Below are 23,824 nucleotides of genomic sequence, written 5' to 3' on the forward strand. Positions count from 1 at the left end.
AAGTGCGAATGCTGACATGAGTAACGACAATGGGTGTGAAAAACACCCACGCCGAAAGACCAAGGTTTCCTGCGCAACGTTAATCGACGCAGGGTTAGTCGGTCCCTAAGGCGAGGCTGAAAAGCGTAGTCGATGGAAAACAGGTTAATATTCCTGTACTTCTGGTTATTGCGATGGAGGGACGGAGAAGGCTAGGCCAGCTTGGCGTTGGTTGTCCAAGTTTAAGGTGGTAGGCTGAGATCTTAGGTAAATCCGGGATCTTAAGGCCGAGAGCTGATGACGAGTTACCCTTTGGGTGACGAAGTGGTTGATGCCATGCTTCCAAGAAAAGCTTCTAAGCTTCAGGTAACTAGAACCGTACCCCAAACCGACACAGGTGGTTGGGTAGAGAATACCAAGGCGCTTGAGAGAACTCGGGTGAAGGAACTAGGCAAAATGGCACCGTAACTTCGGGAGAAGGTGCGCCGGTGAGGGTGAAGGACTTGCTCCGTAAGCTCATGCCGGTCGAAGATACCAGGCCGCTGCGACTGTTTATTAAAAACACAGCACTCTGCAAACACGAAAGTGGACGTATAGGGTGTGACGCCTGCCCGGTGCCGGAAGGTTAATTGATGGGGTTAGCTAACGCGAAGCTCTTGATCGAAGCCCCGGTAAACGGCGGCCGTAACTATAACGGTCCTAAGGTAGCGAAATTCCTTGTCGGGTAAGTTCCGACCTGCACGAATGGCGTAACGATGGCGGCGCTGTCTCCACCCGAGACTCAGTGAAATTGAAATCGCTGTGAAGATGCAGTGTATCCGCGGCTAGACGGAAAGACCCCGTGAACCTTTACTATAGCTTTGCACTGGACTTTGAATTTGCTTGTGTAGGATAGGTGGGAGGCTTTGAAGCGTGGACGCCAGTTCGCGTGGAGCCATCCTTGAAATACCACCCTGGCAACTTTGAGGTTCTAACTCAGGTCCGTTATCCGGATCGAGGACAGTGTATGGTGGGTAGTTTGACTGGGGCGGTCTCCTCCTAAAGAGTAACGGAGGAGTACGAAGGTGCGCTCAGACCGGTCGGAAATCGGTCGTAGAGTATAAAGGCAAAAGCGCGCTTGACTGCGAGACAGACACGTCGAGCAGGTACGAAAGTAGGTCTTAGTGATCCGGTGGTTCTGTATGGAAGGGCCATCGCTCAACGGATAAAAGGTACTCCGGGGATAACAGGCTGATACCGCCCAAGAGTTCATATCGACGGCGGTGTTTGGCACCTCGATGTCGGCTCATCACATCCTGGGGCTGAAGCCGGTCCCAAGGGTATGGCTGTTCGCCATTTAAAGTGGTACGCGAGCTGGGTTTAGAACGTCGTGAGACAGTTCGGTCCCTATCTGCCGTGGACGTTTGAGATTTGAGAGGGGCTGCTCCTAGTACGAGAGGACCGGAGTGGACGAACCTCTGGTGTTCCGGTTGTCACGCCAGTGGCATTGCCGGGTAGCTATGTTCGGGAAAGATAACCGCTGAAAGCATCTAAGCGGGAAACTTGCCTCAAGATGAGATCTCACTGGAACCTTGAGTTCCCTGAAGGGCCGTCGAAGACTACGACGTTGATAGGTTGGGTGTGTAAGCGCTGTGAGGCGTTGAGCTAACCAATACTAATTGCCCGTGAGGCTTGACCATATAACACCCAAGCAATTTGCGAACTCGAGAGAGGCCAGATTGCGGTGTGTGAAGACGAAATGAACCGAAAGTTCGAGAGAAACACACAAACTATCGCATACCCAATTTGCTGAAGCGTCGAAAGACGAGTCGGCACACCGAATTTCTTGACGACCATAGAGCGTTGGAACCACCTGATCCCATCCCGAACTCAGCAGTGAAACGATGCATCGCCGATGGTAGTGTGGGGTTTCCCCATGTGAGAGTAGGTCATCGTCAAGATTAAATTCCGAAACCCCAATTGCGAAAGCAATTGGGGTTTTGTTTTGCCCGCAGGAAAGTTCCTACGACATGCAGGTGCCCCTTCCGGCTGTCACAGTCAGCCGACAGTGCTAAGGTTCTGCCCTGGCTTTTGTACTTTTCCAAGGAAGCTTTTATGCCGGACGCCTCGTCCCTCAACGCTGCATTCATGGTGGTCCAGAGCAATAGCCTGGACGAACTGCGCAGCCTGGTGGTCAGCATCATGCGGCGCTATCCATTGGCGCCCTTGGAGAATGAAATCGCTCTGGTGCAGAGCAACGGTATCGCCCAGTGGCTCAAGCTGGCCTTGGCTTCAGACCCTGAAGAGGACGACCTTGGTGGTTGCGGAATAGCCGCTGCCATCGATGTGCAACTGCCCGGCAGTTTCATGTGGCAGCTCTACCGTATGGTGTTGGGCCGAGAAGAAATTCCAGCCACATCCCTGCTCGACAAAGCCCCGTTGACCTGGCGACTGATGCGCCTGTTACCGCAGGTTATTGATCGTCCGCATTTCGAGCCGCTACAACGCTTCCTCACCCATGACACTGATTTGCGCAAGCGCTACCAGTTGTCCGAGCGCCTGGCAGACCTCTTCGATCAGTATCAAGTGTATCGAGCCGACTGGCTTGAGGATTGGGCCGAAGGTCGGCACCAGCTACGCAATGTCAGAGGCGAGGTGAAGCCACTGTCCCCTGTCAGTTGCTGGCAGGCTGAACTATGGCGTGCGCTGTTGGAAGATGTCGGTGAGCAAGGCATGGCGCAGAGCCGGGCCGGTGTTCACCAGCGATTTATCGAGCGTATAAATTCCCTTGAGCATGCACCGGCGGGGCTCCCCTCGCGGGTGATCGTGTTCGGCATATCTTCGTTGCCGGCCCAAGTGCTTGAGGCGCTGGCCGGACTCGCACGTTTCAGTCAGGTGCTGCTATGTGTGCACAACCCTTGTCGGCATCATTGGGCTGATATCGTTGCCGACAAGGATCTGCTGCGGCATCAATACAAGCGCCAGAGTCGCAAGACCGGAATGCCGGTTGTACTCGATCCCGATGCGTTGCATCAACACGCCCACCCGCTGCTCGCCGCGTGGGGCAAGCAAGGCCGCGACTACATCAATCTGCTCGACAGTTATGACGACCCCAACAGCTATCGCGCTGCTTTTCGCGATGGGCGCATCGACCTGTTCAGCGAAAGTCAGCCACAGAATCTGCTCAATCAGCTCCAGGACGATATCCTCGAGTTGAGGCCACTCAACGAAACGCGTGAATTCTGGCCTGCCGTTGATCTCGAACACGACGATTCCATCCGCTTTCACATTGCCCACAGTGCTCAGCGCGAAGTGGAGATTCTTCACGATCAGTTACTAGCACGCTTCAGTGCCAACCCGGATCTGCGTCCACGCGATGTGATCGTGATGGTGCCGGACATCGACAGCTATGCGCCGCACATCCGGGCGGTATTTGGTCAACTCGATCGGAATGACCCACGTTTCATCCCATTCACCCTGGCCGACCAAGGTCAGCGCGGCCGGGACCCTTTGCTGATTGCAGTGGAGCACCTGCTCAAACTGCCGGACAGTCGTTTCCCGGTCAGTGAGATCCTCGACCTGCTCGACGTTCCCGCATTGCGCGCCCGTTTTGGCGTGCAAGAGCGTGATCTGCCAACGCTGCATCGCTGGATCGAAGGGGCGGGAGTGCGCTGGGGAATGAACGCCGAACAACGTGCCGGTCTGGGGCTGCCGGATGAGCTGGAGCAAAACAGCTGGCATTTCGGTCTGCGGCGAATGTTGCTGGGATACGCCGTCGGCAGCTCCAACGCCTGCGCGGGTATCGAGCCTTACGATGAAATCGGTGGTCTGGATGCTGCGTTGATCGGGCCTTTGGTTGCCTTGCTCGACGCATTGGAGTTGGCCCATCACGAGCTCACTCAGACCGCTCAACCCAAGGTGTGGGGGGGGCGTCTGCAAGTCCTGATGCAGCTGTTTTTCAAGGCCAGTAACGAGCATGACGATTATCTGCTGACGCAACTTGAAGAACTGCGTGAAACCTGGCTGCAGACCTGCGATTCCGTAGGGTTGGTAGATGAATTGCCGTTGACGGTGGTTCGTGAAGCCTGGCTCGCGGGACTGGATCAGGGGCGCCTGTCCCAGCGTTTTCTCGCCGGCGCGGTAAACTTTTGCACGCTGATGCCCATGCGGGCGATCCCGTTCAAGCTGGTCTGTTTGTTGGGGATGAACGATGGCGATTACCCCCGGGCGCAACCACCACTCGACTTCGACCTCATGGGCAGCGATTACCGGCCTGGAGACCGCTCGCGGCGTGAGGATGATCGCTATCTGTTGCTTGAGGCGCTGCTGTCTGCACGCGATCAGCTCTACATCAGCTGGGTCGGACGCAGCATTCGCGATAACAGTGAGCGGCCTGCGTCGGTACTGATCGGCCAGTTGCGCGACCACCTCGCCAGCGGCTGGCGGCTGCTCGAAGAGCAGCAGGATCTGTTGAGCGCCATGACTGAGGAGCATCCACTGCAACCGTTCAGCTCGCGCTATTTTCATGAGGGTGATCAGCTATTCAGCTATGCCCGTGAATGGCAGGTTTTGCATCAGGCTCATGAGCCGCAACTCGAGGCGGAGCTACTGGCGCCGCATGTTCAGGAGGAGCCATTGAGCCTGGCCTTGCTGCAGGACTTCCTGCGTAATCCGGTCCGGCACTTTTTCACGCAACGACTCAAAGTGTATTTCGAGGCCGCTGAGGCCCCCTTGGCTGACGAAGAACCTTTCGTGCTGGACGCATTGCAGCGCTACACGCTGAGCGACAGTCTGCTCGAAGCTGCTCTCAGGCAACCGGACAATATCGATCGGGCGCTTGAAGATCAGGCCCGGCGTTTGCAAAACAGTGGCTTGCTGCCTATGGCCGGTTTCGGTGAATGCCTGCAACGAGAGTTGATCGAGCCGTTGCCCGACTTGCTGCAACGCTACCAACAATTACTGGCGTTGTGGCCAACGCCATTGACCAGTGCGATCCCGGTCAATCTTGAATTGCAGGGTGTACGTGTTGAAGGTTGGCTCTCCGGTTTGCATCAGCGTGAGGACGGTGGTGTGTTGTCGGTCACGACCATCCCCAACAGCATCGGCTCGATCAAAAGTCGAAAATGGCATCGGTTGACCAAGCCGTGGGTCAATCACCTGGTGGCTTGCGCCAGCGGGCTCACGCTGACCACCGCGTTGGTGGCGAGCGACGATACGCTGCTGCTGGAGCCGATGGAGCGAGACAGAGCCGTGCGTTTCCTTGGTGATCTGCTGCTCGCCTGGCAGGCCGGTATGCGTCAGCCACTGCCGATTGCGGTAAAGACCGCTTTCGCCTGGCTTGCGCAGACTGACCCACTCAAGGCCGAGGCTGCGGCCCGCAAAGCCTATGAAGGCGACGGCCAGACCAGCGAAGGTGAGCGCCGTGAGAGCCCTGCGCTGTCCCGCCAATTTGCCGACTTTGATGCATTGATTGCCGACGAAACCTTCTCCGGTTGGTGCGACGCGTTGTATCGCCCTCTGTATGAAGCGCCATGGCGCTCATTGACTAGCGAGGGGGCACGCGCATGAGCAGCAAGACACCTCTGGCCCTGGCATTCCCGCTGCACGGCAGTCAGCTCATCGAAGCCAGTGCCGGTACCGGCAAGACCTTTACCATCTCTGCTTTGTATCTGCGTCTGATCCTTGGGCACGGCGGTGAGTCGAACGGCTTTGGCCGCGAGCTGCTGCCCCCACAGATTCTCGTGGTGACCTTCACTGATGCAGCCACCAAAGAATTGCGCGAGCGAATCCGTACGCGGCTGGCCGAGGCCGCGCGGTTTTTCCGTGAAGAAACCCCTGCGCCGGATGGCTTGATCGCCGAACTGCGTGAGCAGTTTGACCCTTCACAATGGCCAGGCTGCGCCAATCGTCTGGACATCGCCGCGCAGTGGATGGATGAAGCGGCCGTCTCGACCATTCACAGTTGGTGCCAGCGCATGCTGCGCGAACACGCGTTCGACAGTGGCAGCCTGTTTACCCAGTCCCTGGAAACCGATCACAGCGATCTGCTCGGCGAAGTGTTGCGCGATTACTGGCGACTGTTCTGTTACCCGATGCAGGGCGATGCGCTGAACTGGGTGCGTGGCAACTGGGGCGGGCCGGCCGCGTTGTTGCCACGGGTGCGCAGTTTGTTTGGCAGTGAGCGCGACAACGATGAAGGCAAAGCGCCCGCAGAGTTGATCGACGAGTGCCTGCAGGAACGGCGTGCCGCGTTGCTCGAACTGAAAACGCCTTGGCGTCAGTGGGCAGACGAGCTGCTGGTGATCTGTCATGAAGGCGTTGCGAGCAAAGCCGTCGACGGGCGCAAGATGCAGGCGCGCTACTTCGAGCCCTGGTTCGAGAAGCTCAAGGCCTGGGCCGAAGACGAGGCCATGGAGCAACTGGACATCGGCACCGGTTTCACCCGACTGACCCCTGACGGGATGGCAGAAGCCTGGAAGGGCCAGGCACCGAGCCATCCGGGGCTGGACGCGATGTCGGGGCTCAAATCGAGCCTCGACGCACTGCCGACTCCCGATGCCACTGTGCTGCAGCACGCGGCGAGATGGGTGGGCGGGCGTTTTGAAGAAGAGAAGCGTCGTCGTGCGGAAATGGGGTTCGACGATATGCTGTTGCGCCTCGATGCGGCGTTGCAATCCGATAGCGGCGAGCGTCTGGCGGCGGTGATCCGTGAGCAATTTCCAGTGGCGTTGATCGATGAGTTTCAGGACACCGACCCGGTGCAATACCGGATCTTCGAGAGCATCTATCGCATCGAAGACAACAGCCCGGACACTGGCCTTTTCCTGATCGGCGACCCCAAACAGGCGATTTACGCGTTCCGTGGCGCCGATATCTACACCTACCTGCGTGCGCGCCAGGCCACCATCGGCCGCCTGCATACGCTGGGCACCAACTTCCGCTCCAGCCATGGCATGGTGAACGCGGTCAACCATGTATTCGAACGCGCCGAGTCCCGCGAGCAGGGACGCGGTGCGTTTTTGTTTCGGGAAAAGAACGGTGAAAACCCGGTGCCCTTCCAGCCTGTCGAGTCGCAGGGGCGCAAAGAGCGGCTGCAGATCGCCGGCCAGGATGTCGCGGCACTCAACGTCTGGCACCTGTCGACGGACCAGCCGTTGTCAGGCGCGGTCTATCGCCAGCAAATGGCGGCGGCCTGTGCCAGCGAAATCACTGCATTGCTCAATGGCGGGCAAACCGGCGCGGCGGGATTCGTCCAGGAAGCAGAAGCCTGCAAAGGCTTGCGGCCTTCGGATATCGCGATTTTGGTACGCGACGGCAAAGAGGCTCAAGCGGTACGCGCAGAGCTCGCCGCCCGTGGGGTGCGCAGCGTTTATCTGTCGGACAAGGACTCAGTCTTCGCTGCCCAGGAAGCGCATGATCTGCTGTCCTGGCTCAAGGCCTGTGCCGAGCCGGATGTCGAGCGTTCGCTGAAGGCCGCACTGGCCTGCATCACCCTGAATCTGCCGCTGGCTGAGCTGGAGCGATTGAATCAGGACGAATTGGTCTGGGAAGCCCGGGTCATGCAGTTCCGAGGTTATCGCGAACTGTGGCGCAAGCAAGGTGTGCTGCCGATGTTACGGCGCCTGCTGCACGACTTTCATTTGCCGCAGACCTTGATCGCCCGCAGTGATGGCGAGCGGGTCCTGACTAATCTTTTGCATTTGTCGGAATTGATGCAGCAGGCCGCAGCGGAACTTGATGGCGAGCAGGCGCTGATTCGCCATCTGGCGGAGTTGCTGGCGTTGTCCGGTCAGGCCGGTGAAGAGCAGATATTGCGTCTTGAGAGTGACGAACAACTGGTCAAGGTGGTGACCATCCACAAGTCAAAAGGCCTTGAGTATCCGTTGGTGTTCCTGCCCTTCATTTGCTCGGCAAAACCGGTGGATGGCAGCCGCTTGCCTTTGCATTACCACGATGCCGCAGGTAAGGCACAGGTGACATTGAAACCGACCGCCGAATTGATCGCCCTGGCGGACGATGAGCGTCTGGCCGAGGATTTGCGCCTGCTGTACGTCGCCCTGACTCGCGCGCAACATGCCTGCTGGCTGGGTGTCACGGACCTCAAGCGCGGCAATAACAACAGTTCGGTGCTCCACCTTTCGGCGCTTGGTTATCTGCTGGGGGGCGGTGAAACACTGGGTGAATCAACCGGCCTGAGCCGTTGGCTGCAAGATCTGCAACAGAATTGCTCTGCCATACACATGGGGGAAATGCCGCAAGCTACCGACGCGACTTATCGCCCAGAGCGCAACGAAGCGATCCTCAGTGCCACGTTGGTGCCCAAGCGCAAGGCCAGCGAGAACTGGTGGATTGCCTCCTACAGTGCCTTGCGCATCAGTGACGTGTTGAGTGTCGGCAGCGATGAAGCGCCGGACAGCCCGCAAGCGCAAAAGCTGTTTGATGATGAGCGTCTCGACCCGGATGCGCCGCGAGAGATCGTCGCCGGCGGTGCTGATATCCATCGATTCCCCCGTGGTCCTAACCCGGGCACCTTTCTCCATGGTCTGCTGGAGTGGGCCGGAGACGAAGGTTTCGCCGTTCCCTTTGAGACGCTCAAGGATGCAATTGGCCGGCGCTGCAACCTGCGCGGCTGGGAGGGTTGGATCACTACCCTGAGTGACTGGCTGCACCACTTGCTCAAGTCCCCGTTGCCAACAGGTGGTGGACAGCCTCCGGTGGTTCTCGAGCAACTGAAACAATACCGCGTCGAAATGGAGTTCTGGTTCGCCAGTCACAAAGTCGATGTTCTTAAACTCGATGAATGGGTGCGCCAGTACACCCACAACGGTGTGGCACGGGTGGCCGCCGAGCCCGTGCAACTCAACGGCATGTTCAAAGGCTTCATCGACCTGACCTTCGAACACGAGGGGCGCTACTACGTGGCCGACTACAAGTCCAACTGGCTAGGCGTCGATGATGCGGCCTATACCGAGCAAGCCATGGAGCGCTCGATCCTCGACAATCGTTACGACCTGCAATACGTGCTGTACCTGTTGGCGTTGCATCGGCAACTGAAGGCGCGGCTGCCTGACTACGATTACGATCGGCATGTCGGCGGTGCCTTGTATGTATTCCTGCGGGGGACCCGGGCAGACAGTCGCGGCGTGTATTTCGCGCGTCCACCACGTGAGCTGATCGAGCGACTGGATCGCCTGTTCCAGGGCAAACCCGCGCCCAAGGCCGAACCCGCATGGGAACAGGGAGTCCTGCTATGAACCGTACCTTCGCCGATCTGTCATCGGGTATCGACACCCCCTCGAGCCTGTCGCCGCTGACGAATGCCGCCGATCTACTGCTGTTACTCGACCGTTGGGTTGAGCGAGGCTGGCTTCGTTCGCTGGACAAGGCTTTCGTCAGCTTTCTGCACGAGCTTGCGCCAGAATCCGATCCACTGGTGTTGCTCGCAGCCGCACTGACCAGTCATCAACTGGGCCACGGGCATGTCTGCCTGGATCTGTTCGAAACCCTCAAGGCACCGGATTTCGCGCTGTCTCTGCCACCCGAAGGGGATGTGCAGGGCGGCGTCTTGCTGCTGCCGTCGCAGTTGCTTGAAGCGCTGGATGGTGCCCATTGGTGCAAGGCGTTGGCGAGCAGTTCTCTGGTTGCGCTGGCAGCGGACAGCAGCGACGCGGCGCAACAGCGACCGTTGGTGCTGTCCGGCAAGCGTCTGTACCTGCGGCGCTACTGGGCGTATGAGCGGCGTATCGATGCGGCGTTACGCACACGTCTGGCTCAGGGTGAAGCGCCGCCAGATGACCTGCGCCAACGCCTCGATGAGTTGTTCGGCCCCGCCAAGCCAGGTGCAGTGATCGACTGGCAGAAACTCGCCTGTGCTCTTGCCACTCGTGGGGCCTTCAGCATCATCACGGGGGGCCCGGGGACCGGCAAAACCACCACGGTGGTGCGCCTGCTCGCGCTGCTCCAGGCACCGGCGGTGGAGGCCGGCCAGCCGTTGCGCATTCGCCTGGCGGCACCGACCGGCAAGGCTGCGGCGCGATTGACCGAGTCCATCAGCCAGCAAGTACAGTCGCTAAAGGTTGCCGAAGCCGTGCGCGAGAAAATCCCCTGCGATGTGACCACTGTGCATCGCCTGCTGGGCAGTCGTCCCGGGACCCGACACTTCCGTCACCATGCCGGCAACCGCTTGCCGCTGGATGTGCTGGTGGTCGATGAAGCCTCGATGATCGACCTGGAGATGATGGCCAACCTGCTCGACGCGTTGCCGCCGCATGCGCGTCTGGTGCTGCTCGGCGACAAGGATCAGCTCGCCTCGGTGGAGGCCGGGGCGGTGCTGGGTGATCTGTGCCGTGATGCCGAGGCCGGCTGGTACAACCCGCAGACCCGGCAGTGGCTGGAGTCGGTCAGCGGTGAGTCCTTGCAGGACAGTGGTTTGCGCGAAGACAGTGGCGGCTCCCATCCGCTGGCCCAGCAGCTGGTGATGCTGCGTCATTCCCGGCGCTTCGGTGAAGTCAGCGGCATTGGTCAGCTTGCGAGTCGGGTCAATCAGCAGTTGCCGGATGAGGCGCGCCAGTTGCTGGCGGCCGGTCACTACGACGATGTATTTTCGCTGCCGCTCAAGGGTGAACACGATCATCAGCTCGAGCGGCTGCTGCTCGACGGCCATGGCGAAGGTCCCCAAGGTTATCGCCACTATTTGAACGTGATGCGCAACCAACGCCCGCCCACGGGCAGACCGCTGGAGCATCCGGACTGGGTCAACTGGGCGCGGGATGTGTTGCAGGCGTTCGACACTTTCCAGTTGTTGTGCGCCGTGCGCAAGGGACCTTGGGGCGTTGAAGGTCTGAATCTGCGGATCACCGAAGCTCTGCTCAAGGCGCGCCTGATCGAGCATGACCAGCAATGGTACGAAGGGCGGCCGGTGTTGATGACCCGCAACGACTACGGTCTGGGCCTGATGAATGGCGATATTGGCATCGCCCTCAAGTTGCCCGAGCGCGAAGGCCCGGACGTCGGTAAACCGGTGTTGCGCGTTGCCTTTCCGCGTAACGATGGTCAGGGCGGTGTGCGTTTCGTGCTGCCAAGCCGGCTCAACGACGTTGAAACGGTGTATGCAATGACGGTGCACAAATCCCAGGGCTCGGAGTTTGCCCACACCGCACTGATCCTGCCAGATGCTTTGAATCCGGTATTGACCAAGGAATTGATCTACACCGGTATTACCCGGGCCAAGCACTGGTTCACCTTGATTGAGCCCCGGGCCGGGGTGTTTGAAGAGGCGGTGCAGCGCAAGGTCAAGCGCCTGAGCGGACTGATGTTGGAACTGGAGGAGGACAGCCAGGCTCAGGGGTGAAAGCACAGGCGTTTTGCGCCGATTACTGACCGATCGGTCAGATGGCGCTGTCTCGCTGGTGTTACTCCGCTGTGCTATCGTTGCGGCATCATTTCGGTACGATCCAAGAGAATCCCTGCATGAAGGTGGCTGTCTGGGCGACAGAGCGCGTGGTTCGCTGCACGCACGCATTGCTTGTCGGTCTGCTCTGTTTGCTGGCGGGCGCTGCCATCGCGCAGCCACAAACGCCAGCGGGCATGGCCGAGCAACGTGCCCAGGCAGTGACGCAGGTCGTGCTTGGCATCCTCAGCTACGCGCGCTGGCCGGTTGAACCTGCGCAGTTGCGCCTGTGCATCGTCGGTCCCACTGAATACACCGACGATCTGGTCAAAGGCACCACACAAGCTACTGGTCGGCCGGTCGCCGTACGTCGGCTGCTGGCTGATAACCCGGCGATCGTCAGTGAATGCGATGCGGTGTACATCGGCAAACTCACTGTCGATGAACGCAGTCGGCTCTTCGCTTCATTGATCGGCCATCCGGTGCTGAGCATCAGCGAAGGGGGGGATCAGTGCACGGTCGGTAGCCTTTTCTGCCTGCGGGTCGGCGATGAGCAGGTTTCCTTCGAGGTCAATCTCGACTCCGTCGCCCGCAGCGGTGTACGCATCCACCCGAGCGTACTGCAGTTGTCGCGCCGCAAACCGGCGGTGCCATGAAACTGTTCGGTTCCAGAAGCCGCCCGACGCTGGGATCGGTCATTGGCCGTGGACATTTGATTGTCGCGCTGGTGGCCGTGGCGATGGCCAGCGCGTCGCTGACCCTGCTGGGCGTTCTCGCGTTGCGGGTGTACGCCGACCACAACCTGCAGCTCATTGCGCGCTCGATCAGCTACACCGTGGAAGCGGCGGTAGTGTTCAACGACAAGGGCGCGGCGACTGAAGCACTGGCCTTGATCGCGTCCACCGAAGAAGTGGCGGACGCTCAGGTTCTCGACGCTCAGGGTCAGTTGCTGGCGCGTTGGCAGCGGCCCGAGAACGGTCTGTTCTCCGAGCTGGAAATGCAGATCACTCGTACCGTCCTGGAAAAACCGGTCAGCCTGCCGATCGTGCATCAGGATCGCGAAATCGGTCACATTCTGCTGGTCGGTCACGGCGGCAGCCTGATGCGCTTCTTGCTCAGCGGTCTGGCAGGGATCGTGCTCTGCACCGCCATCAGTGCCTGGGTCGCGCTGTATCTGGCGCGGCGACAGTTGCGCGGCATTACCGGCCCGCTTCGCAGCCTCGCGGCGGTGGCCCACGCTGCCCGCAGCGAGCGCGCGCTGGATCGACGCGTACCGCCGGCGCAGATCGCCGAGCTCGATAACCTGGGCAACGACTTCAATGCCCTGCTCGACGAACTAGAATCCTGGCAAACCCACCTGCAAAGCGAAAACGAAACCCTCGCCCATCAGGCCAGCCACGACAGCCTCACCGGCTTGCCGAACCGTGCGTTTTTCGAGGGGCGGTTGATTCGGGCCCTGCGCAATGCCGGCAAGCTCAATGAGCGGGTGGCGGTGTTGTTTCTCGACAGCGACCGTTTCAAAGGCATCAATGACAACTTCGGTCACGCCGCTGGCGATGCCGTGCTGGTGGCGGTCGCCAATCGGGTCCGCGCGCAACTGCGTGAAGAGGATCTGGTGGCGCGCCTCGGCGGCGATGAGTTCGCCGTGCTGCTCGCGCCGCTGCACAAGATCGAGGACGCCGAGCGTATTGCCGACAAGATTCTCGCCAGCATGGACATGCCCATCGCGCTGCCGGGCGACACCAGTGTGGTGACTTCGCTCAGTATCGGCATTGCGGTTTTCCCCGATCATGGCGCCACGCCAGGTGCCTTGCTCAATGCCGCCGACGCCGCGATGTATCAGGCCAAGCGCCTGTCGCGTGGCGCTCAATTCACTGCCGGGTCGGAGAACCCGGTTGTCAATCTTCAAACCAGGAGCTGATTCCCGTGTTCACATTTCCCGCTCGATTGTTTTCCGCGTTGCTGATGATCGCCGTACTGGCGCTGACCGGTTGCCAGACTGCGCCGCCAGAAGGCCTGACTCCGGCGCAGATCGCCGTACTCAAACAACAGGGCTTCGAGCCGACCGACGAGGGCTGGGAGTTTGGCCTGTCCGGCAAAGTGCTGTTTGGCAGCGATATCGAAAGCCTGAACCGCGAGAGCACCGACATCGTCGAGCGAATCGGCAAGGCGCTGGTCGGTGTTGGCATCGAACGAGTACGCGTCGACGGTCACACCGATGCGTCGGGCAAGGAAACCTACAACCAGCAACTATCACTGCGCCGTGCCAGGAGTGTGGCCAAGGTGCTGACCACCGTTGGCATGAAAGAAGAAAACATCCAGTTGCAGGGCCTGGGCAGCAGCGAACCAGTAGCGCCCAACAACACGCCAGGAGGACGCACCGAAAACCGCCGGGTGTCGATTGTGGTCAGCGCCGATTAATCGGCAAACCGCATCTCCCGCGTCTGCCCCATCAGCAGACCCTGATTGCGCTCGGTCACCCCACGGATGTAATCCCACAACAGGGTAATCCGCTTCAACTTGCGCAGATCCTCCCGGCAGTACATCCAGAACTGCCGGGTGATGTCGATTTCCTCCGGCAGCACCGGCAGCAGGCGCGGATCCTGCGCGGCGAGGAAGCACGGCAGTATTGCCAATGAACGCCCCTGCTGCGCCGCAACGAACTGCGCGATCACGCTGGTGCTGCGCAGATGGGCGTTGGCGCCGGGCAGCACGTTCGCCAGGTACAGCAGCTCCGAGCTGAACGCCAGGTCATCCACATAACTGATGAATTGATGCTTGCCCAAGTCTGCCGGACGGCGGATCGGTGGGTGTTTGTCGAGGTAGTCCTGGGTGGCGTAGAGCTGCAAACGGTAGTCGCAGAGTTTGCAGCACACATACGGCCCATGCTCCGGACGCTCCAGGGCAATGACGATATCGGCTTCACGCTTGGACAGGCTGATGAAATGCGGCAGCGGCAGGATGTCCACCGAGATCGCCGGGTAGGCGTCGACGAAATGGCTCAGCTGCGGGGTGATGAAAAAGCTGCCGAAGCCCTCGGTGCAACCCATGCGCACATGCCCGGAGAGGGCCACGCCCGATCCCGAGACCTGCTCGCAGGCCATATGCAGCGTGCTTTCAATCGACTCGGCATAACCCAGCAAACGCTGACCTTCGGTGGTCAGCACAAAACCGCTGGTGCGCGATTTTTCGAACAGCAGCGTACCCAATGCCGCTTCCAGCGAACTGATACGCCGCGACACCGTGGTGTAGTCGACGGCGAGCCGTTTGGCCGCGGTGCTGGCCTTGCGGGTGCGGGCGACTTCGAGGAAAAACTTGAGGTCGTCCCAGTTCAGCGACCCCAGGGAGGTGATGTTTTTTTGCATGATGGACGGGCTTATATGTGCGTTCTTATTAGAAGTTTGCACATCTATACTCCAAAAACAGTCCGACAACCAATTCGTGACACACGCCTCATCTCAGGGCGAACCTTTCGCCTTGGCTCCTACGATAAAAACAAGTTTCGGAGACCAGCATGAACGCATCGCTTACGCCCAACGAAACCACGGTCCAGAAGGTCAAGCTGCTGATCGACGGCGAGTGGGTCGAATCGCAGACCACCGAGTGGCACGACATCGTCAACCCGGCGACCCAGCAAGTGCTGGCCAAGGTGCCGTTCGCCACGGCCGCTGAAGTCGATGCCGCCATCAGTGCCGCACACCGCGCCTTTCAGACCTGGAAACTGACCCCGATCGGCGCGCGCATGCGCATCATGCTCAAGCTGCAGGCGCTGATCCGCGAGCACTCCAAACGCATCGCCGTGGTGCTGAGCGCCGAGCAGGGCAAGACCATTGCCGACGCCGAGGGCGATATTTTTCGTGGCCTGGAAGTGGTCGAGCACGCCTGTTCGATCGGTACCCTGCAAATGGGCGAGTTCGCCGAAAACGTGGCGGGCGGCGTCGATACCTACACCCTGCGCCAGCCAATCGGCGTGTGCGCCGGCATCACCCCGTTCAACTTCCCGGCGATGATTCCGCTGTGGATGTTCCCGATGGCCATTGCCTGCGGCAACACCTTCGTCTTGAAGCCTTCGGAACAGGATCCGCTGTCTACCATGCTGCTGGTGGAGCTGGCGATCGAGGCCGGCGTTCCGGCTGGCGTGCTCAACGTGGTGCACGGCGGTAAAGACGTGGTTGATGGCCTGTGCACCCACAAAGACATCAAAGCGGTGTCGTTCGTTGGTTCGACCGCCGTCGGTACCCACGTTTACGACCTGGCCGGCAAACACGGCAAACGCGTGCAATCGATGATGGGCGCGAAGAACCACGCCGTGGTGCTGCCGGACGCCAATCGTGAGCAAACGCTGAATGCCTTGGTCGGCGCCGGTTTCGGTGCGGCCGGTCAGCGCTGCATGGCCACTTCGGTGGTGGTGCTGGTCGGTGCGGCGAAACAATGGCTGCCGGACCTGAAAGCGCTGGCGCAGAAACTCAAGGTCAACGCCGGCAGCGAGGCGGGCACTGATGTTGGCCCGGTGATCTCGAAAAAAGCCAAGGCGCGGATTCTCGATCTGATCGAAAGCGGCATCAAGGAAGGCGCCAGGCTTGAACTCGATGGTCGCGATATCAAGGTGCCGGGCTACGAGCAAGGCAACTTCGTCGGCCCGACCCTGTTCTCGGGCGTGACCCCCTCCATGCAGATCTACACCCAGGAAATCTTCGGCCCGGTGCTGGTGGTGCTGGAAGTCGACACCCTTGATCAGGCGATTGCACTGGTCAACGCCAACCCGTTCGGCAACGGCACGGGCCTGTTCACCCAGAGCGGTGCGGCGGCGCGTAAATTCCAGAGTGAAATCGACGTTGGTCAGGTCGGTATCAACATCCCGATTCCGGTGCCGGTGCCGTTCTTCAGCTTCACCGGTTCGCGCGGTTCGAAACTCGGCGACCTCGGTCCGTATGGCAAACAAGTGGTGCAGTTCTACACCCAGACCAAAACGGTCACGGCGCGCTGGTTCGATGACGACAGCGTCAACGACGGCGTGAACACCACCATCAACCTGCGCTGAGGAATGGCCATGAAAATCGCATTTATCGGTCTGGGCAACATGGGCGCGCCGATGGCGCGCAACCTGATCAAGGCCGGCCATTCGTTGAACCTGGTCGACCTGAACAAGACGGTGCTGGCTGAGCTGGAGCAACTGGGCGGGACCATTCGCGCTTCGGCCCGTGAAGCGGCTGAAGACGCCGAACTGGTGATCACCATGCTCCCGGCGGCGGTGCATGTGCGCAGCGTCTGGCTCGGTGAGGACGGTGTGTTGGCCGGCATCGGCAAAGGCGTGCCGGCGGTGGATTGCAGCACTATCGATCCGCAGACCGCCCGTGATGTTGCGGCCGCAGCGGCCAAGCAAGGCGTGGCGATGGCTGATGCGCCGGTCTCCGGCGGCACCGGTGGTGCGACGGCTGGCACGCTGACCTTCATGGTCGGCGCGACGCCAGCGCTGTTCGCCACTCTGCAGCCAGTGCTGGCGCAGATGGGTCGCAACATCGTGCATTGCGGTGAAGTCGGCACCGGGCAGATCGCCAAGATCTGCAACAACCTGCTGCTGGCGATCTCGATGGTCGGCGTCAGCGAAGCCATGGCGCTGGGCGATGCATTAGGGATCGACACTTCGGTGCTGGCCGGCATCATCAACAGCTCGACCGGGCGTTGCTGGAGTTCGGAAATGTACAACCCGTGGCCGGGCATCGTCGAAACGGCGCCAGCCTCGCGTGGCTATACCGGCGGTTTCGGGGCCGAACTGATGCTCAAGGATCTGGGCCTGGCAACCGAAGCGGCACGTCAGGCGCACCAACCGGTGGTGCTCGGCGCGGTGGCGCAACAGTTGTATCAGGCGATGAGCCAGCGCGGTGACGGCGGGAAAGACTTCTCGGCGATCATCAACAGCTATCGCAAGCCGCAGTAACTGCCGCAGGGTGCGATTCTTTGTGGCGAGGGGATTTAGCGAAACGTCGCACCGCCCCGTTGGGGCGCGAAGCGGCCCTCTACGGAGGGTCAGTTGAACCGAGTGCTCAGGTCTTGCGACTGCTGCGCAGCTGATCGGGGATAAATCCCCTCGCCACAAAATTTCACAGGCGTCACAACCATGGCGTCAGTCAGAATGCAGTAGGTGTTGCCGGGAAATCACGTCGGGTGGTTTCCCGGCTTTTTTTGCATCAGGCGAAGACGAAATATTTGCGCACGGTCTCGACCACTTCCCAGGTGCCTTTCATCCCCGGTTCAACCACGAAGATGTCGCCGGCGCGCAGGTGAATCGGCGCCATGCCGTCCGGGGTGATGATGCAGTAGCCTTCCTGGAAGTGGCAGTACTCCCACTTCACGTAATCGACCCGCCACTTGCCCGGCGTGCAGATCCAGGTGCCCATGATCTTGCTGCCGTCTTCGCTGGTGTAGGCGTTGAGGTTGACGGTGTGCGGGTCGCCTTCGAGTTTTTCCCATTTGCAGGCATCGAGTACCGGCAGCGGGTGGGTGTCGCGCAGAACGGTGATAGGTGCAGTCATGGCTGAGCTCCAGGCGGGTCTTGAAACGGAAGCTGCACCGTATAGCGCCGTGTACTTTGCCGGTTGTCTGTACTCGACATTCAGTTGCTCATAAACGCAGCGACCGATTGCACCAAATGGTTAACGTATCGCCAAGGAACATATTTAAAGATCAGTACTGATCTGAAAAAAAGGTTATGGCGTTATAACAAAATTACTTGCTTTAACTTGATGGTTTATACGCCGAGATGGCCCGAGCTAAGTTGCTTTGGATAGTTGTGGTGGTACGACGGTCGCGCTTCACCATACGCAGCCTTTGTTAAGTAAATATGTCTTTCCGACGGCTAGCCTGCACCAGTCGAGTGCAGTATTTCCGGGCTTTTGCACGCTCGTCTCAAATGATCGAAAACTTTAAATAGTTCGTTGACTCTCCCCTTAAGGGCAGAGTTTAGATTGCCGCCGCGTGAGAAGTTGCTGTGGGAAAAGTTACTTCTCGTATACGGAAGAAATGAATCAGTCGCGACATATAGGGAGATAGAAATGAACAATCCACTGGACTTGGAACAAGTCATTACCAGCACCCGTACCATCCTGGCGCAGCTGTTGGTAATGGGTGCTGAGGAAATCGATGAGCACAGCAGCATCGTCGAAGACCTGGGGGCGGATTCGCTGGATATCGTCGACCTCAGCTTTCAACTGGGGCGCCAATATGGTTGCACGCTGCCCAAGACCAGCGTTCTGGACCATGCGATCGCCGTTTGTGGCGACGCCAGCGAGTTTCTCGCCAACGGCCGGATTACCGAAAACGGCAAGACCCTGCTCGAGCAAAGCCTGAGCGCCTATGCGCCCGACCAGCTCAAGGCCGGCATGCAACCGGCGCAGGTGTTCGCGGCCACCACGGTTCTCAACTGGGCGCAGCAGTGCCGCAATCTGTTCAATTATCTGCCCGCGAGCTGCCCTGACTGCAACGCTCATCAAGCCGTGCTCAACGAGCGCCAGCAAGTGGTCTGCGGTGCGTGCAGCGCACGACTGACGCCGGCCGATGGCGACGAAGTTTCTCGTCAACTGGTCGAGCAGTTTGTCGCCACTCACGTCAAAGAGACGGTGTAGGAGCTCTCATGCGGGCACGAGAAGTCTATGTGAGCGGGTTCGGCCTGGTTGCGCCCATGGCGCTGGACGCTGCCACGTTGTTCGAACGCATCTGCCGGAAGCAGTCCTGTGTCCGCGAGCATCCCCGGTTCCAGGCATTGGGGTTTCGCAACAGTGCGGCCGGGTTTATCGATGAGGCGCAGTGGCAGCAGATCGCCGCCGGTTTCGGCGGCAATGCGGCGCTGCATGCCCGGCAAAGCGTGCTGGCCGAGTACGTCGCGCGACAGGCGTTGCAACACGCCGGCCTGACCCCGGCCGACTTTGCCCACAGTCGTAGCGGCCTGTTTCTGGGGGCCAATAAATACTGTGCCGACAGTCACGATCTACAGCGCGTCGGTCGTTGCATGGATGAAGAGGGGCGCGTCGATCTGGATCGCCTGCTGGACCTTCCGGCCCCGTCGGGCACGGCCTTCTCGCGCAGGGTCGACCAACAGACGCAGCACCTGGCGGACTGGCTCGGTATCCGCGACTGCATCTCGACTCACTCTGATGCCTGCGCCGCCGGCACCATGGCCATCGGTAGCGCTTACCGGGCGATCGAGCGCGGTGAGGTGGATCTGGCGATTTGCGGTGCGGTGGAGCTGATGGCCAACGAGTTGCCTTATTACATGTTCAACAGCCTTGGCGCGTTGTGCCAGGCCGATCTGCCGGCAGGCGAGCAGAGTCGCCCGTTCATGCCCGATCGCAGTGGCTTTGTATTGAGCGAGGGCGCGGCCTTGGTGATTCTTGAGTCTGCCGAGCATGCCCAGCGGCGCAAAGCCAGGCCATTGGGACGCGTCCTGGGCTACGCCAATGTCTGCGAAGCCCAGAAGATGACCTCCAGCAGCCGGGATGGCAGCAAGTACGAGGAATGCATGGACGCTGCAATCGAAGATGCCGGGCTGCTGCGCAGTGCCGTGCAACACGTCAATACCCACGGCACCTCCACCCAGGCCAATGACAGTTGCGAGGCGTTGGCCCTGCAACGGCTGTTTGGCGAATGCCAGGACATCATGACCTTCACCGCCAACAAGTCGGCCATCGGCCATTCGCTGGCGGGCAGCGGCGCGATTGAAGCGGTGTTGTCGCTGATGACCTTACGCGATGGCGTGCTGTTGCCGACCTTGAACTATGACGCCGAGCGCGCTGAATACCCTTCGCTGAAGTTCCTCAGCGAGCCATTGCGGCAGTCGGTCAATGTGGTGATGTCCAACTCCTTCGGTTTCGGCGGCGTCAACAGCTCGCTGGTTCTGGGGAGGGCATGACATGAACAGAGCCATCTACGTCAATGCCGCTGCCGTGCTGAATGCGGCGGGCAGTGAATGTGCCGACCTGCTCGGTTCGCCATCGTCGCCGCCACCGCTGGCATTCGACCCGCAACGCAACGCCTTTGCGCTGCCCACGCCGCGCCTGGCCAGCGACCTGTTTGATCGCAAGATTCAGCGCAGCGTCGAGCCGCAGGGCTTGCGCCTGCTGCACTGCGCCGCACGCCTGGCGCCTGCGCTGGCGGCGCTGCAACTGCCTGCCGCACGCATCGCCCTGACCGCAGCCATTCCGGAAGTGGACGCACCGAGCCCTTGCTGGGATGCGGTGCAAGCGATTCTTGAACAGCCGCACAAACAGCTCGCGCAACTGTTAGCCAATACGCCGCCACTGCATGCGCTGACGCTGCTCAACAGCAGCGTGATGGCTTACGTGGCCGAAGCGTTGAACTGCCACGGGCCGATGGGCGGCTTCTGCTCTCAGGACAACGCCGGACTTGATGCGCTGATCGAGGCCTGTCAGCAGATCGCTGAACAACACGCCGACGCGGCGCTGGTGGTCAGCAGCAGTCCGAACCTGACGCCGGCCCTGTACCTGCGCGAACCCGCCCTGGCGGACGAGCCGGTCTACGGCGAAGGCGCCGCAGCACTGTTACTCAGTTCGACAGCGGCACAGGGCGCTGCGCAGGTCTTGCGCATCGCCGGGTTTGCCCGGGGCTACAGCGCGGATCCGCAACGCTCGCTGGCCGTCGGCCAACGCGTGATCGACCAGGCGCTGAGTCAGGAAAAACTGCGCTTGGGTGACCTTGCGCAGGTGGTTGGCAATCCCGCCGACCGGCAACTGACCCGCCTGCTTGAAGCAGCGCCGCACAGCCTGCGCAGTGTCCGCGCGATGACTGGCGAGTTGGGGGCCAGTGGCTTGCTGACTGAGGTCGCGCTGAGCTTGCACCACAGTCGCGACGCGGGCGCGGTGCCCGGCTACACCCTGCTCGTCAGTCATGGTCGCGCCGGTCACTGGGGCGCGTTGCTGTTGGCCAGTGAAACCCTGGAGAAGTACGCATGAGTGCGACACGGATTGTGATCACCGGAATGGGCGCGGTAACCGGATTCGGTTTCGAATGGCAGACCCTCTGGGAAAAAATGCTCGGCGCTGAACATTGCGTGCGCCCGTGGCAGCCGCAAGACCTGCAGGACAATGCGTTCCCGGTACGCTACGCGGCACCCGTGGACATGGCGCTGTTGCCCGGGCACCTGCAAGACCATCCAGCCTGGACGCTGCCCCTGGAAAAACGCAGTCGCTTTGGCTGGGTGGCCGCCACCCAGGCCGTCGCCGACAGCGGTCTGGCGCCCGAGCAATTGCGCGATGCCGCCGTGCTGTGTGCCTCCGGGGCACCGCAACACATGCTCGCCGACATGCTCCTGACGCAGGCACCGGACGGCGCTGTACCGGGCTGGCAGCATCTGATGGCGCGCGCTGCGCACGTCAATGCCGAAGGTTCCCTGTGCCAGGGCAACGACCGGCTGGCGCGAGTGATTGCCGACGACCTCGGTTGTGAGGGGCCGGTGATCAATATCAGCAGTGCCTGCGCCGGCGCTTCCCAGGCGATCGGCAACGCGTTTCAGATGATTCGTCGCGGCGAAGTGAACGTTGCCGTGGCCGGTGGCGCCGACTCGGTGCTCAACCTCGACACCATGGCTGCGTTGTACCTGCTGGGCGCTGCCTCGGGCGAACAACGCTGGGGGGCCGATCTGTGCCGCCCGTTTGATCGTGACCGCAGCGGCCTGATCGCCGGCGAGGGCGGTGGTTTCGTGGTACTGGAAAGCCTTGAACATGCCCTGGCGCGCGGCGCCACGCCGTATGCCGAAGTGCTCGGCTTCGGCAGCAGCCTGGATGCCTACAAGGTCACCGCGCCGCAGCCCGAAGGTCGTGGCGCCGCGCTGGCGATGCAAGCGGCGCTGGACGATGCCGGCCTGCAGCCGCAGCAGATCGACCTGATCAATGCCCACGGCACGTCGACGCCGCTCAATGATGTGGCGGAGACCCTGGCCATCAAGCAGGTATTCGCTCAGCACAAGCATTACCAGGCGTTGGCGGTCAGTGCCAACAAATCGCAATTCGGCCATCTGATCGCGGCTGCCGGGGCACCGGAGTGCATCGTCACTGCGCTGGCCTGCCTGAATGATCTGGTCACGCCGACCGTGAACCTGCATGAGGCGGATGAGCGCTGCGATCTGGATTATTGCGCTGGCCAGTCCGTCAGCCGTCGTGTGGATTACGCCCTCAGCAATTCCTTTGGCTTTGGTGGCCTGAACACCTCGCTGGCCCTTGGCAAATATCGGGAGCACGGACAATGACTAACGCCACTGCGCGTATTGCCATCGCTGGCAGCGGTTGTGTGTTGCCCAGCGGTTGGGGTGTCGAGCGTTTCTGGTCGGCGGCCCTTGAAGGTCGCAGCGCGATTGCGCCAGTGCAATCGCCGTTGTTTCGCAGCGAGCGCATCGCTGCGTTCGGACAGATCGATGACGCCACGCACCAACGCAGCCGTCAGGACGTTGCGCAAAACCTGCAGCGTTACTGCCCGCCAGCGGTGATCTGGGGCGTGAGTGCGGCGCGTCAGGCGCTGGCCGAAGCCGGTGTTGAACCGGGTCGGGACGGCTTGCGTTATGGCCTCTATTGCTGTCAGGGCGGGTATACCCATCCGTCCGTGGCGTCTTACGGCGAACTGCTTCATGAGTGCCAGACCGATAGCGGCGCCGACATGCGTCGCCTCGCCCAGCGAGTGCTGCAGGAACGTGCGCTCGACCCGTTTCTGGTGCTTAAAAGTCTGAGCAACGGTTTGCTCGGGGTGGTCAGCCTGGCGTTGAAACTGGAATGTGAATGCAACGCTTATATGCAAGGCGTGGCCGGTAATCTGGCGGCATTGCGTCAGGCGCACAGCGCCTTGCAGAGCGGGCGAATCGATGTGGCGATCGTGGTCGGGGCCGGCAGTGAACTCGATCCGCTGGCGTTGGCCGCCCTGGCTGAAGCGGGCGTGATCAGTTCCGATGGCTCACAACAGATGCGCGCATTCGATCGCCAGGGCACGGGCGGAATTGCCGGCGAAGGCGCCGCAGCGCTGGTGCTGCGCCGTGCCGCTGACCTGCCGCCAGGGCCGCAGACCTGCCTGACGGCGCTGTTCGCGCATCCGCGCCTGGACTCGCTGAGTCTGCCGGACCAACAGGCGGATCTGCTGATCAGCAGTGCCACCGGCGATCCGCACAAAGATGCCGATCTGGCCCGCACGCTGGCCCGCACCGGTGCCGCGCACATCACCAGCAGCACTGCGCTGACCGGCATCCTCAGCGGTGCGCCGAGCTTGGTCGACCTGATTCTGGCCCGACACACGCTGCTGGCCCAAAGCATCGCGCCGATCGCCGGGCTAACGCAGCCGGTGGATGCGCACCTGCCGTTTGTGCTGGGCGAACCGCGAGATGCCGTCCTGCACGACTGCCTGGTGATCAACCGCGACGACAACGGCTTCAGCGCCTGTTACCAACTTGACTTCCAGGCGGCCGACTGACCGTTTGAAGGCACT

The 23,824-nt window shown here is 60.8% G+C and carries 15 protein-coding genes and 2 rRNA genes (1 of these 17 only partly in view); 15 read left to right on the forward strand and 2 right to left on the reverse strand.

Translation table 11 applies throughout. The annotated features are described in order from the left end of the window. The 8 genes from QMK55_RS17040 to QMK55_RS17075 all read left to right on the forward strand — a co-directional run. Nucleotides 1-1,658 (forward strand): 23S ribosomal RNA (locus tag QMK55_RS17040) (it extends 1,233 nt beyond the left edge of the window). A gap of 145 nt (nucleotides 1,659-1,803) precedes the next feature. After that, nucleotides 1,804-1,919, forward strand: a 5S ribosomal RNA gene (gene rrf / locus QMK55_RS17045). 154 nt (nucleotides 1,920-2,073) lie between these two features. Further along, nucleotides 2,074-5,526: an exodeoxyribonuclease V subunit gamma gene (gene recC, locus QMK55_RS17050; protein WP_320329617.1), complete on the forward strand. Its 3,453-nt coding sequence runs from the start codon at nucleotides 2,074-2,076 to the stop codon at nucleotides 5,524-5,526. After that, nucleotides 5,523-9,212: an exodeoxyribonuclease V subunit beta gene (recB, locus tag QMK55_RS17055; RefSeq protein WP_102358035.1), complete on the forward strand. Its 3,690-nt coding sequence runs from the start codon at nucleotides 5,523-5,525 to the stop codon at nucleotides 9,210-9,212. The genes recC and recB overlap by 4 nt, the downstream gene beginning before the upstream one ends. Then, nucleotides 9,209-11,308 (forward strand): exodeoxyribonuclease V subunit alpha, encoded by a 2,100-nt coding sequence (gene recD / locus QMK55_RS17060; RefSeq protein ID WP_102358036.1) that lies wholly within the window; start codon nucleotides 9,209-9,211, stop codon nucleotides 11,306-11,308. The genes recB and recD overlap by 4 nt, the downstream gene beginning before the upstream one ends. A 119-nt stretch (nucleotides 11,309-11,427) precedes the next feature. Next, on the forward strand, nucleotides 11,428-12,003 hold the full coding sequence (locus QMK55_RS17065; RefSeq protein ID WP_102358037.1) for a YfiR family protein: 576 nt from the start codon (nucleotides 11,428-11,430) through the stop codon (nucleotides 12,001-12,003). Next, complete coding sequence (locus QMK55_RS17070; protein ID WP_102358038.1) at nucleotides 12,000-13,268, forward strand: diguanylate cyclase domain-containing protein; 1,269 nt, start codon at nucleotides 12,000-12,002, stop codon at nucleotides 13,266-13,268. Before QMK55_RS17065 ends, QMK55_RS17070 begins: the two co-directional genes overlap by 4 nt. Before the next feature lie 44 nt (nucleotides 13,269-13,312). Then, nucleotides 13,313-13,768, forward strand: a complete 456-nt coding sequence (locus tag QMK55_RS17075) for an OmpA family protein (RefSeq protein WP_178082154.1) — start codon at nucleotides 13,313-13,315, stop codon at nucleotides 13,766-13,768. Here the strand turns inward: QMK55_RS17075 and QMK55_RS17080 are convergent. Continuing rightward, the gene (locus QMK55_RS17080) at nucleotides 13,765-14,712 is read right to left on the reverse strand and encodes a LysR family transcriptional regulator (protein ID WP_102358040.1); all 948 of its coding nucleotides are present in this window, start codon (nucleotides 14,710-14,712) and stop codon (nucleotides 13,765-13,767) included. The two genes, QMK55_RS17075 and QMK55_RS17080, sit on opposite strands and share 4 nt — an antisense overlap. Before the next feature lie 149 nt (nucleotides 14,713-14,861). Between QMK55_RS17080 and QMK55_RS17085 the strand changes: the two genes are divergently transcribed. Further along, nucleotides 14,862-16,388: a CoA-acylating methylmalonate-semialdehyde dehydrogenase gene (locus QMK55_RS17085; protein ID WP_320329618.1), complete on the forward strand. Its 1,527-nt coding sequence runs from the start codon at nucleotides 14,862-14,864 to the stop codon at nucleotides 16,386-16,388. A 9-nt stretch (nucleotides 16,389-16,397) separates the two neighbouring features. Continuing rightward, nucleotides 16,398-17,285, forward strand: a complete 888-nt coding sequence (mmsB, locus tag QMK55_RS17090; RefSeq protein ID WP_102358043.1) for a 3-hydroxyisobutyrate dehydrogenase — start codon at nucleotides 16,398-16,400, stop codon at nucleotides 17,283-17,285. Nucleotides 17,286-17,535: 250 nt separating this feature from the next. Here mmsB and QMK55_RS17095 read toward each other — a convergent pair whose 3' ends face one another. Continuing rightward, nucleotides 17,536-17,880 (reverse strand): cupin domain-containing protein, encoded by a 345-nt coding sequence (locus tag QMK55_RS17095; protein WP_003197542.1) that lies wholly within the window; start codon nucleotides 17,878-17,880, stop codon nucleotides 17,536-17,538. Nucleotides 17,881-18,399: 519 nt separating this feature from the next. Between QMK55_RS17095 and QMK55_RS17100 the strand changes: the two genes are divergently transcribed. The 5 genes from QMK55_RS17100 to QMK55_RS17120 are packed head-to-tail and all read left to right on the forward strand — an operon-like array spanning nucleotide 18,400 to nucleotide 23,809. Beyond that, the gene (locus QMK55_RS17100; RefSeq protein ID WP_102358046.1) at nucleotides 18,400-18,969 is read left to right on the forward strand and encodes an acyl carrier protein; all 570 of its coding nucleotides are present in this window, start codon (nucleotides 18,400-18,402) and stop codon (nucleotides 18,967-18,969) included. A gap of 8 nt (nucleotides 18,970-18,977) precedes the next feature. Beyond that, complete coding sequence (locus tag QMK55_RS17105) at nucleotides 18,978-20,252, forward strand: beta-ketoacyl-[acyl-carrier-protein] synthase family protein (protein ID WP_102358048.1); 1,275 nt, start codon at nucleotides 18,978-18,980, stop codon at nucleotides 20,250-20,252. Nucleotide 20,253: 1 nt separating this feature from the next. Then, the gene (locus QMK55_RS17110) at nucleotides 20,254-21,312 is read left to right on the forward strand and encodes a beta-ketoacyl synthase (RefSeq protein WP_320329619.1); all 1,059 of its coding nucleotides are present in this window, start codon (nucleotides 20,254-20,256) and stop codon (nucleotides 21,310-21,312) included. After that, nucleotides 21,309-22,604 (forward strand): beta-ketoacyl-[acyl-carrier-protein] synthase family protein, encoded by a 1,296-nt coding sequence (locus QMK55_RS17115; RefSeq protein ID WP_102358051.1) that lies wholly within the window; start codon nucleotides 21,309-21,311, stop codon nucleotides 22,602-22,604. The genes QMK55_RS17110 and QMK55_RS17115 overlap by 4 nt, the downstream gene beginning before the upstream one ends. Beyond that, nucleotides 22,601-23,809 (forward strand): beta-ketoacyl synthase N-terminal-like domain-containing protein, encoded by a 1,209-nt coding sequence (locus tag QMK55_RS17120; RefSeq protein WP_102358052.1) that lies wholly within the window; start codon nucleotides 22,601-22,603, stop codon nucleotides 23,807-23,809. The genes QMK55_RS17115 and QMK55_RS17120 overlap by 4 nt, the downstream gene beginning before the upstream one ends. The last annotated feature ends 15 nt before the right edge of the window (nucleotides 23,810-23,824 follow it).

This window comes from Pseudomonas sp. P8_229, assembly GCF_034008635.1.
GTDB lineage: Bacteria > Pseudomonadota > Gammaproteobacteria > Pseudomonadales > Pseudomonadaceae > Aquipseudomonas.